The organism is Bacteroides sp. 224 (genome assembly GCF_010500995.1).
Lineage (GTDB): Bacteria > Bacteroidota > Bacteroidia > Bacteroidales > Bacteroidaceae > Bacteroides.
Window position 1 is genome coordinate 880 of the sequence record NZ_QVMK01000059.1, and the last position, 12,739, is coordinate 13,618.

Genomic DNA, 12,739 nt, shown 5'->3' on the forward strand with positions numbered 1-12,739 from the left:
TTAAACAATGAAATTTAAATTTAAGTATGTAAGTATGCTTGTAATGGCTGCTATGATGGCAGGGTTTACAGCATGTAGCGACAAAGATGCAGTCGTTGACGGCGAAAACAACGTCGTTGATGGCGAATTGGAACTTCGCGAAGATGATTTGACTATTCAGATTACAGTGCCTGAAACTCAAGGAACTCGTGCTAACTCAGAGTCAGAAACCAATGTAGGAATTGCTCCTTACACTTTCGACATGACTTTGGTGTTCGTTGGTAAGACAGATAAAGATTCTCCTCTTCAGATTCTTCGTGTAGTGGAAGGTGATGTTTCTGCTTTGACCGGTGCCGGACAAAAGTTTAAGAACATGCCTTTAGGTGTAACCGGATTGTATGTAATCGGTAATACAGACCCAACTAAGTATGATATGACTGTTGTAAATGCAAACCCAAGAGGAACAACTACTAGTGCCAACTTTGGTAAGTTAGCTTATAAGAACACAAAGACTTCTTTAGCTGCTTATGCTCCCAAAGAAACTTCTGTTGGTTCAGGTAAATACATCTATACTGAGGTAACAGAGTTTATGAAGGATGTAAGAATTTCTTTGGATAATTATAACCTGACTGATGCTAAAGCGGTAAATATCTCTGGTTATGCTCCTGTTACAGCTACTCAGGGTACTACTCCTGTACGTGTGGTTGTTACTCCTGCTATTTCTCGTTATGAAATCAAAGAAGTTAAATCTAAAAAAGCGGGTGTTAACTTTGATTTGAAAGGTATTTATATTTCCAATACCATGAGAGAAATTAGTGTGGATGGACAACAATACCCTGCTGCTACTGAAAGCGGTATCTTGTTAAATTGGGGCTGGAATAATCCGGGATGGAATTACACCATGTGGAAATGGGCATATACTCAAACTTATGCTTCTGGTGCAGCAACCGATGCGTTAACTGATAAAGATAAATTAGGTAATTTTATTAAAGTTGATTTCAATAACAGATTTGTAGCTGGTGATATTAGTGCAGTAGGAACTGCTGGTACTGCTGCTGCTTCTACCTATTATAATTATGCAACTGCCAGTCGTAATGCAAATCATGACTATGATAATAACGTATGGAATAATTGGTTTGATAGAACTAAAGCAGTTGGTACTGGAAAAGACGCTTATGCAGCTCCAGACAATAAATACTGGTCTTTCTATATTGCTTCAGCCCGTAAGCAAGATGATCCGAACGCTTCTCCTATAACTAATCCTTATTTAGATGAAGGCGCCTACAACCGTGTTGGTTTAGAATGTGGTTATTGGGCTTACAGAGACGAAGAATCTTTTGTTAATGCTGGTGGTACCCTTGTAAAAAATAGCATGGCAATAGCTGGTTATAATACCGAAATGGGTATTCCTACCTGGGCTGTTCGTGGACAAGGAATTCAGTATGGTACATTCCCTACTATCAACATTCATGTGAGATTAGCTTCTCCTAATTCAATAGGTTTGCAAGAAGGTTGGTTAACTGTCACTAAGTTCTATGATGCTAACACTAAAGCAGTATTGCAATTCCCAAAACCAGGTACAGTTTATATTATCAAGTCTATCGCTTTTGATGCTGATAAGGATTTGAACCCTGATCCAATGTGGCCGGATGAAGAAACAGAAATCTCAGTAGAGGTAATTGTTGAAGGCTGGGTTCCTCAAGAAACCGAAGTTGAATTTTAATCAACACAAGCTTTTAAACAGAGCTTCCGGGGTTTCATTCCCCGGACTCTGTTCCCTCACTATCAACAAACAAAAAAACAAAATTCCATGAAGTTACTTAAACTCTTTTCCCTTTTCGCTTTGCTGAGTACCTTTTGTATCTCTTGCGATTCGATTAGTGACAACCTGGATGATTGCGGTATGTACGTCAACCTCTATTTCGAATACCCCAAGTTTCCCGAGCGTATTCATAAGGTAAATGTAGGTATCTATAATCAAAAGGACGGGACTTTTACCCGTGTTCGTAACCTTACAAAGAGTTATTTGATAGACTATCAGGGAGTTCGAACCCGTTTGATGCCCGGTAAGTATACTGCCATCTGTTGGGGAAACGCTTTTAATGAAACTGTGGTGGAAGGTATGGATTTTGCCCTTCCTGTTAAAGAACACAACCTGAAACACACTAAAAATGAAATACAGCCTAATCCGGCTGAAATACTCACTAATGACTCCCTTTTTTATGGGAGACATACTTTTGAGATTCCTGAGATGTATGGTGTATATAATGATACAATTCATTACCGCCCTGCACATATCACATTTGAGGTTTATGTACATGGCTTAGAGAGTACATTGCCCAATAAACCGACAGATAACTATCCTTTTGTACGCTTTAATAACCTGAGGCCTAATTATGATTATGAAATGGATACCTGGGGAGATTATGTTTCTTATTATCCCCGCATGGAAATAAATACGGAAGTAGTTCGTGCTTCCTGCATTACGAAAGTATTGCGCTTTACAAATGAAACCTCTATAGAGATTGTGATCGACGAACCTCAAGTTCGAACACATCCCGAAATACCATATACTATCGATGTAAAAAAACTATTACATGGCAGACTTGAGCTGATTGAGGAAGATAAAGAATATATCATTAAAATCGGAGTTTATTTTAATGGACTTGGAGTGGAAACGAAACTGCTCGGCTGGATAGAGCAGGGAACGGAAACGCCGCTGGATTGATGAACAAAGAAATAAAAAAGTAATGAAACAGCTACTACTATATATATTAATTATTCCTTTCCTTGTGCTGATATACTCATGTGCAGGCATGGAAGTGAATACTTCTGCCTTAACCGAAGCAGAGGAGATAGAACTCTCCGTTCAGGTAAAGCTTACTGAAACCACCGGAACTCGTGGCGCAGAAAGTGAAACGGCTATAGGAATCGTACCCGATTTGACAGGCAACTTACTGATTCTACTTGTAAAGACTGATGGCATAATTGATGATATTATTATTGCTGATGCTTCTCAGGTATTAGCACCTGCTACAGGGGTAAAACTAAAATTTAACCGTACGGAGATAAAGTATATTTATGTTATAGGGAATGTGGAAAACAACAAAATGGCTGTAAACTCCACTCCTTATGCAGATGCAGTTTCGTTGAAAACTGCCCTAAACGGAAAGAAGATCGGCGACCTTCAATATATAATCGCCAATCAGGGAGACGGCTGTTTAGACCCTTACAAAGTAAATGTTGCCGGGCGTGCCTATACCGGAAATCTCAACCAAGGTATGGACCACATTATTATTCCTGTATGCCCGGCCATTTCCCGTATCGAAATCGGTGAACTGAAATCGACTGATGGTACTACCTTTAAACTGGAAGAAATATTTATAGATAATAACTTTCATAAGATGGGAGCCGATTATGTGACATATCCTGCTGCTACCGATTTTCTTGCCATAAACTGGAGTGATCAGGAATTTGATGACGGCAGTTATCCCGCAGCGTTTTGGTATAAACTTTCGCCGGCTTCTGCTGTTTCCACTTCGACTAAGCCGGGTAATGGATATTGGTCTTTCTATGTATCTCCTGCTCAACAGGAAAATACAGATCCTGCAACGAAGACAGACATTCCCTACCTGGGAAACTGGATTGCACCTTGTCCTAACAATGTTTCCAGTCCTGTTTTATTTTCGGCTATACCGCTTATTCTTTTTAAAATATCAGATATAACTCCGGCTACAGGAAATAAAGATGCTAATAATAAAAGTTGGCTGACTGTTCGGAAATTCTTAAAGAAAGAAGATAATTCTCCAATTCCTTATTTGGAACCTGGCAAAGTATATCAAATAGAAGCAGTCACTTTTACTGAAAAGAATATAGGACCGGAACCTATAAGCGAACCCAACGGCGTGAATGCTATTGTTAAGGTACAAGAGTGGAGTGAGCCTTCAGGAACTCTTCCCGGACCAATAGGCTTTTAATATGAATAATAAATAAAACAAGATAATTATGAAGAATCTTTTTATAACACTGTTTTTCACTTTAGGATTAGTGACGTTGTTTGCATCCTGTCAGCAACAGGATGAAGAAATAATAGAGAAGCAAGAAGAGGGGCGCCTACTTTTTAGCATGAATGCTCCAAGTAATGGCTTGCTTACCCGTGCCGAAGAAGCTGATGCAACCATTGAAACCCTGTATGCACTTTATTTTATAGAAGCGAGTGATGGTTATTTCAAATACAAAGACTTTGAAGTATTAAAAAACTCATCTATAAATAAATTGGTAAAGACAGATGCGGGTACCGTAAACTCTACCTACACCTATCGGATACTCAGTGGAAATGATAACTCATCGAACTCCTATGATAGCTGGTTTGGAGCTTCCGGGTCAAGGACAAACCTTGATATGAAAATTGTTTTTGTGGCAAATGCTACTATAACTACCGGTACCCTTACTGCCAACACAGAGCTAAGTGCTGCTTTGTCAACATTAATCGTGGCGAATGCTACTACTGTAAGCAATAGCTCTTCTACTGCACCTATATATGTAATGGAAGGAACCAGTGTTTGGCCATCAGGTAAAAATATCCCTATGTATACAGTAACCGATGAAGTGGTCATTCCCTATGGTCCTTATATCAAAGATCACTATGTGGGGCAGTCGGCTACTTCCACCGGAGCTGCCGGAGTATACAATTTGATTCGTATGTTGGCGAAAATAAAGATTGATAACACCATTAATATTAAAGATGTAAGCGGTAATACAAATCCTTATAATTTTGAGATAACCAAAATCAGTGTAGTAAATGGTTTGAATAAGGGATATCTTCCTTATATGCCTGGTGTAAATGTGGTGTGGGACGAAACCAATAAACGAGTTTCGGAAGTTAAAACTATTCCGACAGCTACCTCTTTTTTTGCACCGGATAATGGTGTCGCACCGACTATAACTACTACCAGTGGTGTTCAATCTGTTACCTTCTATCTGTTTGAAACCAATAAGATATTAGCTGAGAAAACAGAAGCTCGCGAAGAAGCCAAGAACAAAGGTTACTGTTACTTAAAATTGGAAGGATACAGATGGGCTAAAGCAGAAAGCAAACCCTCTTCGCCTGCAACAGTAGAATATATGCTTCCTATTCCGCTTGTTACAGAAACAACAGGCTCCTTGACAGCAAGTGCCAATTATGCCGGAGATGTGTTGCGTAACCATTATTATAATTTTACTATCGCAGGTGTAAATCTGTTCGAGCTAAAGGCTAAAATAAAAGTGCAAGAGTGGAGTACAGTAGGTGGCATGAATAATGTAACCCCTATTCCTCTTCCTTAAAAAACAAGAATTGTTAGATAGATACTTAGTCATTTATTAAGATATGAAACATACTTGCTTATACATAATAACCCTCTTCTTTTTCCTGATCGGACTTTCTGCTTGCAGAGGGGAGGAGTCTATCGGTCAGCCAATACTATCCGATGATTTGGGCGATGGTTTGTTTCTGTCTCTCTATTTGCCGAAAGCCGGCACAAGAGCGGTTAGTGAAGATGCGGTGAACGATATATACGCGTTCTATTTTGAACCATCGGGAGGTAATATGGTGTGTACCAAATATGAAAAACTGACTGACAAGGTTCTTGACAGTAATAGTGTACCTAACTACAAGCTGACCAATTACCCCACCGGAAGCAATATCGACATCATCTTCATAGCCAACCTTGAGAACAATGTAGACCTGACCAATATAGCCAGTTGGGTAGGAGAAAAAGATACGGATTTGATGAAAAATAAGTTTCTGGTTACTCATACATCTGCCGTATGGCAGCCTGGAAGCAGTAACGAATACCTGCCCATGTACACACGAGCCCAGAAACTAACCATTCCGACTTCGTTATCGCCAGGCGTTAATTACATAGTAGAAAAAAACAGTCCTACTACCACGGAAGGCAGCGCGACCGTTTACAAACTGATACGTATGGTAGCCAAAATAGAGATTGAAAACCATTTAGCCGACCTCAACGGAAACCTTAAACTGAACATTTCGTCTACATCCGTTGCGGTAGAAAAAGGAAATTTAAGTGGCTTCATATGCAACAATACCACTGTGGGTACAACCGAAAGAGTTACTGAACCTACATTGACTATTGATGGAACAAGCATCGGCTCGGTAGGTAGCGGATCGACAAGTGCGGGTACGATGACTACCAGTTCCGATGGCAAAATGCAAACACTGGTATTTTACCTGTTCGAAACCGGTGTGGTAGATGCTACCGATGTGAAATCCGACGATAATTGCCGCATTGTTTTTAGTGCTACCATAGGTGATGATACCACTCCAAGTGATTTTATGCTACCCATACCGAAAGTTGATACCTCTACATTAGCGGCTGACTTAACAACTCCCGGAGGCGTATTGCGCAACCATTACTATAAATATGTAATAAAAGGTGTGCCCGATGTGCAAGAGATTAAAATAGAATTTAAAGTTAGTGTAATAGATTGGACACCGGCAAATGCAGACGTAACTATTATATAATTCCGAATGGAATGCAACACAGTGTAAAAGTTGAGATATGATGAAACGAAACAATATATACCATTTTATATACTTTCTGTTGATACCTTTATTGGTATTAACTTCCTGTAGGGAGGATGAGGAGGAATTTATAACTTCTCCCGGCAAAAAGTCAATTGTATTTAAACTGGAGATAATAAACAACTCCGGTGGCGATGACACAAGGGCAAATACCCGTATGGGAACTACCGAAGAGTCTGCCCTTAAATCCGTTAACCTATTGGTTTTTACCGACGATGGCACTGACAAAACATTTGCTTATCACGCGCCGGCCACTTTTGTCTCAAACTTACCTTTGGAGGAGAAAGTACTCTACCAAGCCGAACTGGAAATGCTCGATGACGACCAGTTCTTTGTAGTGTTGGCCAATTTCGACCCCTCTTCTCTGGTAAGTTCGTTTTCGGGCAAGAGCTACGACCAGGTAATGGACCTGCTCATTATGCCAAGAACCGCTTTTGTAGGCACAGGCGCGAATGCTTGTATCCCTATGTTTGGAGGGCCTACAAACAAGGTTAAGATAGACGCGAGTTTTGATCCATCAGCTAACTCGATGCCGTTTAATTATACCCCGCTGTTGCGCGCGATGGCTAAAATAGATATTGTTAACAAGACCAACAAAGCTAATGCTGTTAAATTCGAATTAACCGAAGCGCGTTTGTACAACGAGCCGCAGTCCGGATATGTGGCCTATAAACCGGAAGATAGAAACACAACGACCGCGCCGTTTCGCATGAAGTATGCTTACCCCTGGAGCACTAATTTTACATTGGCACCCGGTACAAACTACACAAAAGCTAATGGAGACTTTTCTGTTATAACAAATAATGAAGAAAAGGTTACGAGCTGCATTTATACTTTCGAGCGACCGGAACCCACCCTACAAGAAATAGCCAATGGAAATTCAACCTACCTTATCCTTAAAGGAAAATGGGGCAGCTCTGCCGTTGAACAAGACTATAAAGTATATATACCGGATTTTACGAACAGAACAACTGCCAATGCGGCTGTTGGAAGCGCGAAAGCAAATACGTATGGTCCTATTCTGAGGAACCATCGTTACACAATTACACTTATTGGTAATACCCCCGAGGATGAAATGCAACTACAATACACCGTTACCCCCTGGACGGATATTGACGACTCTGCTGAGTTCGATAAGACCTACGCTTTCTTTGTCAACAAAGAAAAGGTTATATTTCCGGCTGCAATCGCGTCGGACATTAGTTATTTAGGAGGAAAAACCTCTTATGATCTTTTATTTGCCAGCGACTACCTGTGGAACTACACCATATACGATAACGAAGAGATGAAAGAAGCGCATAAAGTATCGAAAGACGAACACCCTTGGTACTCTTTTTCAATAGAAGCAACAGATAATACGAATTTTCCTAAACAATCAGGGTATGGCGACTCGCTATACAGCGTTATACCATATACGAATGGTGGACAGCCATTCACTATTGAGATGAAGGGAGAAAACACTACGTCGGACGAACGTACCCACTATGTTCACTTTAAAGGCTACTCCATTACCGACCATGCCGGAAATAAAGTAGATCCTTACGTGCGTGTATCGGTAGTATTGAAAATTACACAAGAGGCCACCATAGGGGAAAGTCTGGGAAAGGGAGACGAGTCGAACTGTTATCTTATAAACCATAAGAAGCCTGCTCTTTTTACGATTCCCCTTTCTCAGGTACATAAAGTAAATTCACTCACCGGCATCCCTACCGACAAACTGGTGGTGAAGTATCATTGGACGGACCTGCCCGACGGAGAAGGAGGCGGATTATTCCAAGACGACATTAATCACCGGGATGTAGTAACAGACTGGGAGTATAAGAATTGGGATGATCCCGATCCGGACGAGAGATACATCCTGATATATCCGGGATTGAGCCAGGGAAACGTAGCCCTGAGTCTTTGCAACAAAACAACCAACGAAATTTACTGGACCTGGCACATCTGGAGTACCGAATGCGATTCATATCTCAATCGCGATAAATGGTTGGACAGAAACCTGGGAGCGCTTTCCGCCGATCCCGGCGACCTCTCATCGGTAGGCTTCTTCTATCAGTGGGGGCGCAAAGATCCCTTCCCATCGCTTGCTGCCTGGGACGTTTCGAGTGGAAACGTAGGCGCGGACGATAAAGGCCAGGATAGCCATAAAGCTGCCAAACGTATCTATTTCTATTCGGATCCGGATCCGGGTCCGGGTATGCCAACATTCAGCCGGGTGGACGGAACATCTACTATGGAAAATTCGGTGAAAAACCCCATGACCGCTTATTTCGATTGGACGGCAGCCAGTGGATCGTGGTCGAAAACAACAACAGACAAATCTTCGTATGACCCTTGCCCGGTGGGTTACAAGGTGCCAAGAAGGCAACGTGACTGGGTTGCCAGTGGTTGGCAAACCAAGGTAGGAGGCATACATGACACTTACCGCTTTGGCCAGTACAGTAAAAATAATAATAAAGATGAAGAAGACGAAGATAATGGAGGATACTATCCGGCGGCGGGATACGGAATGGACAAAGTCAACGCCACCGAAGCCCAGGACTATGTAGTGAACAGTAAAACTCATGGATACTACTGGTCAGCTGCTGAAAGCAGTGACGGCACTGGGGGAGGCGTGCTGCAATTCTATGGTGGCACTGTATCCAGAACCAGTAGCGTTATGAATAAAAAATATGCTTTACCCATACGTTGTATAAAATATAACTAAGTATGCCGAATATGAAACGAACTACCTCATTACTACATATAGTAAAATTACTTTCGTTCCTTGTAGGAACCCTGTTATTGTTCAACTCTTGTAACGATGACGAGATGGAACTATACACCAACCAACAGGGAGACAATCTTGAATTCTACCTGCAACTGCCGAGCGAAACACGGATTGGAACGCGTTCGGAGGCCAATGCTAAAGAAAACAAAATTCACAACCTGTGGATACTGGCTTTCGACAAAGACAATGATAAAAAACTGAAGTATGTAATTAAAAACAAAACAGCTTTTACTGAGCTTGTTGATAACTTGTATAGAATAACTCTCGCCCCAGCCGATCTTACCGCTATAAAAGGTAAAAACTATAAACTGGTGGCACTGGCAAACTGCTTTTACACCAATGCTGCCTGGTCTGAAGCTGGTATAAATACCTTAAGAGCCAGTCTTAATAGCGGTGCCTATATTGATGTAAAAACCGAAGCAGAGATTGCTAAAGAGTTATTGTTTACCTCTTCGTCGTTAATCGCCCCGTCTAATGCTACAACAGATCTACACAAGTGGCCACCGCTTCCCTCTGGTGCTAACCCGTCGGCAACAACGCGTTTTATGCCTATGTGGGGCGAGTTGAACAGCTACGGTTACGAAGCTACCAACCCCAACACTTTTAAGATGTTGCGTATGTTGGCCAAAATTGTGGTTAAAACAGCTCCGGGTCTGGCACCGTCAACCTTTAAAATTGAAAACGTTTATATTCGAAAATACAATAGGAATGGGGTTGTAATACCCCAGGCTGATAAGTATTCGGATACCGATTCTAAAGTAACTGGTGCTTCTCTTGCTATTGCCGATGGGGACAAGCAACCAGGGGGGCATAATGAAACCGTACTCAAGTATAAAGCAAATAACACCGGCACGGGTACCGACGATTCAATTTATATACACGAAGTAGCAACAGAGATAAAAACAATGTCAAAGCCTTGGGCTCCCACTGATGATTCTGATGATTTGTGGCGTATGAGCCCCTGCGTTATAGTTGAAGGAAAATACAACGGATCGGAAACAAGTACTTTTTACCGTTTGGACTTTTTGCAACACAATAGTACTACTCACGAAGAAGAGTGGTTGGATGTGTTGCGCAACCATCGTTACGAATTTTTAATTACCGGAGTAAAAGGACCGGGCTATTCAAGTCTTAAAATCGGGAGCGACACGCCTCCTAATAATATGGATGTTACCCTTTATGCGTCCAACGAGTTGAATAATATAAACACATCCGTACACGGCTCCGCCTATTTAACCGCCTCGCATAGGGAAATAGCATTAAGTGGAAAAGACGGAGAGAAGGCATCTTTTACCATAAGGACAAATTTGGGGAATATTTTAGGTGATGGATTTTCAGATGGGACAGAAGCGAAGAGGTGGACTCGTAAATGTTATAGAAGTCTGAATTTTATACCAAGTGAGGAGCTAACTTCTAGCGATCCGGGATATATCAAGTGTGATGATCTGTATGACAATGTTAAAAATAATGAAGATTACACAATGAGTATTTGGACAGGAGATAATATGACAGGTAAACCGATTGTAACTTATTTTGTTATAACGAAACTAAGTTTATCTATAACTATAAAAGTAACCATAGGGGCTCAACCTACTCCGTATGTGGGTGCGTTTTGGCGGGCCAACCAGGTAGCCGAACGACTGATCAGAATGCCGCTGCCGATTCATAGATGGGAGTGGGAAGCTACCGTAGTGGAAGGCGAAAGTTGGATATGGATGGACACCCAAAAAACTAAAGACAAGGCTGTAACTTGGAATCTGAACACTCAAGAGAAGGAAAATGGCGGCGCTAAAATAAAGACGGCCGCCCAGCTGGAAGTAGGTACCGATTACAAGGTTACCAACGGTAGCTATAAGGTGTCGGGTAGCATATCGGAAACCACGCCCGATGAAGAAAGATACATCTATTTCCGCATTGGGTTGAAAAGCAAACACTACGATGGCGATGGATACACCGTAGACCCACGCTACGGAGTGGTATTGCTTACCTACAGAAACCTGGACACAGATGCTAGCTTTCAGCAACGCATCTGGATACGCCAGGGCGAAGCACCCGACTTTTTGTACGAACGTGCCGGAGATGCATCAAACCCACCTAACGCATCTAAACGATTCAGTGCTTTTAACCTGAGCAAACCCCTTAATAAATCATACAGTAGTACCGGTGTTTATAGGGGTGCTTATAAGGTTGATAAGCCGGGGGGGACGAACGCTGCCGTAGAAGCTCTTTACCCTTCGCAAGCCGGGTCTTTATTTAAGTATATAGATAAAGATGAGGTTATTACTATCGGAACAACCGTTGTTAAGGGTGATGTACGAGTAGCGTATCATCCATATACTGATCATTATTCTGATTTGAAACCTTGGAGTGCTGCTCGTTGGGTTAACAACCATCCACCGCATGCTAATCTTCCACCGGCTCTTCCTAGTGAGTCTCAGAAAATACCTATTCCTGACCCTTTTGCTTATTGGAGTGGGTCTAATGGGCTTGGAAGCGAAAACGAAACATGTCCTAAAGGTTACCGCCGGCCAGTCCTGGGGTCAACAGATACTGACAATTCAGAAAGAATTGGCAACTGGACTAGTCCTGATTTACAATTCAACACTGAAGTGCATCGTTCATTGTGTTTTGACCCAAAGGATGGTGAAAGAACCGCGGATTGGGGGTATTATGCCGATGGTTTTTTCGATCGCAGGGCTTTTGTAGAGATTGAGTACTATACTTCCTCTGTTTTTTCTGAGGGTTGGGAAAATACTCTTAAACAAGATGAGACAATAGCTGTAGCAACCGAAATGGATGAATCGGACATCGCGTACATTGGGCAACTTATTTATAATGAAGAAACAAACGCGTCTCTCTTTTTCCCGGCCTGTGGAACGAGGGAATCGTCACATGATCATGCCAGCACTACTATGAAGAATGTGATGGTGCGTAGTTCTTCTTACAAGATGGCGTATTGGAGTTCTACTCCTGTTTATACTTGGGAATACAAAAATTCTAAATACGAGCATACCTATCAGGGAGTGGTGTTTACGTTAGAAAATCGCGCTATTGCAAAGCGTCGTTACCATGCCGCTCCTATTCGTTGTGTAAAGATCGACCGTGTTTTAACGAACAAGGAAAGTACTACCGAACAATAGCTACCGGGGCGTAGCCGGTACAACAATACTTCCCGTTCCGGGCGGGAAACATAAGCTCCCGGAATTGATGTCAGCATACCCCGCTGTGAAGTGCGGTCCTGTAAAATAGGTTTTTTGCTAAAATCCCCATCAGGCGTGGTGGGGATTTTTTTTGTGTCTTTAGGTTGGCAGGGCATCCACTCAATAATCTCAACAGTTTATTTTTTGCCCTAAAATAGCTTTCTTTGTGCTCTATTTCCTTTTTAAATATCCTATTTATGAGTA

8 protein-coding genes are annotated in these 12,739 nt (G+C 41.8%); 7 read left to right on the plus strand and 1 reads right to left on the minus strand.

The window, feature by feature from the left end:
- Positions 1–7 precede the first annotated feature (7 nt).
- The 7 genes from D0T60_RS17850 to D0T60_RS17880 all read left to right on the plus strand — a co-directional run bounded on the left by D0T60_RS17850 (position 8) and on the right by D0T60_RS17880 (position 12,475).
- The gene (locus tag D0T60_RS17850) at positions 8–1,702 is read left to right on the plus strand and encodes a hypothetical protein (protein ID WP_163219733.1); all 1,695 of its coding nucleotides are present in this window, start codon (positions 8–10) and stop codon (positions 1,700–1,702) included.
- Between the two features lie 87 nt (positions 1,703–1,789).
- Positions 1,790–2,707, plus strand: a complete 918-nt coding sequence (locus D0T60_RS17855; RefSeq protein ID WP_163219735.1) for a FimB/Mfa2 family fimbrial subunit — start codon at positions 1,790–1,792, stop codon at positions 2,705–2,707.
- A gap of 22 nt (positions 2,708–2,729) precedes the next feature.
- Positions 2,730–3,956 (plus strand): hypothetical protein, encoded by a 1,227-nt coding sequence (locus D0T60_RS17860; protein ID WP_163219737.1) that lies wholly within the window; start codon positions 2,730–2,732, stop codon positions 3,954–3,956.
- Between the two features lie 28 nt (positions 3,957–3,984).
- Positions 3,985–5,304: a hypothetical protein gene (locus D0T60_RS17865; RefSeq protein ID WP_163219739.1), complete on the plus strand. Its 1,320-nt coding sequence runs from the start codon at positions 3,985–3,987 to the stop codon at positions 5,302–5,304.
- Positions 5,305–5,347: 43 nt separating this feature from the next.
- Positions 5,348–6,505 (plus strand): hypothetical protein, encoded by a 1,158-nt coding sequence (locus tag D0T60_RS17870; RefSeq protein ID WP_163219741.1) that lies wholly within the window; start codon positions 5,348–5,350, stop codon positions 6,503–6,505.
- 37 nt (positions 6,506–6,542) lie between these two features.
- Entirely contained in the window at positions 6,543–9,272 is a 2,730-nt protein-coding gene (locus D0T60_RS17875; protein WP_163219743.1) for a hypothetical protein, read from the plus strand.
- Between the two features lie 11 nt (positions 9,273–9,283).
- The gene (locus D0T60_RS17880; protein WP_163219745.1) at positions 9,284–12,475 is read left to right on the plus strand and encodes a hypothetical protein; all 3,192 of its coding nucleotides are present in this window, start codon (positions 9,284–9,286) and stop codon (positions 12,473–12,475) included.
- Positions 12,476–12,545: 70 nt separating this feature from the next.
- On the opposite strand, the gene D0T60_RS18660 is transcribed toward D0T60_RS17880, so the two are convergent.
- Positions 12,546–12,739: hypothetical protein (locus D0T60_RS18660; protein ID WP_203558370.1), on the minus strand; the 194-nt coding region annotated here is incomplete at its 5' end.

Excerpts from the sequence above, each read along its gene's own strand:
- D0T60_RS17865 (WP_163219739.1), top strand. The coding sequence starts at position 3,985 with ATGAAGAATCTTTTTATAACACTGTTTTTCACTTTAGGATTAGTGACG.
- D0T60_RS17855 (WP_163219735.1), top strand. The coding sequence starts at position 1,790 with ATGAAGTTACTTAAACTCTTTTCCCTTTTCGCTTTGCTGAGTACCTTT.
- D0T60_RS17850 (WP_163219733.1), top strand. The coding sequence starts at position 8 with ATGAAATTTAAATTTAAGTATGTAAGTATGCTTGTAATGGCTGCTATG.
- D0T60_RS17875 (WP_163219743.1), top strand. The coding sequence starts at position 6,543 with ATGATGAAACGAAACAATATATACCATTTTATATACTTTCTGTTGATA.
- D0T60_RS17870 (WP_163219741.1), top strand. The coding sequence starts at position 5,348 with ATGAAACATACTTGCTTATACATAATAACCCTCTTCTTTTTCCTGATC.
- D0T60_RS17880 (WP_163219745.1), top strand. The coding sequence starts at position 9,284 with ATGAAACGAACTACCTCATTACTACATATAGTAAAATTACTTTCGTTC.
- D0T60_RS17860 (WP_163219737.1), top strand. The coding sequence starts at position 2,730 with ATGAAACAGCTACTACTATATATATTAATTATTCCTTTCCTTGTGCTG.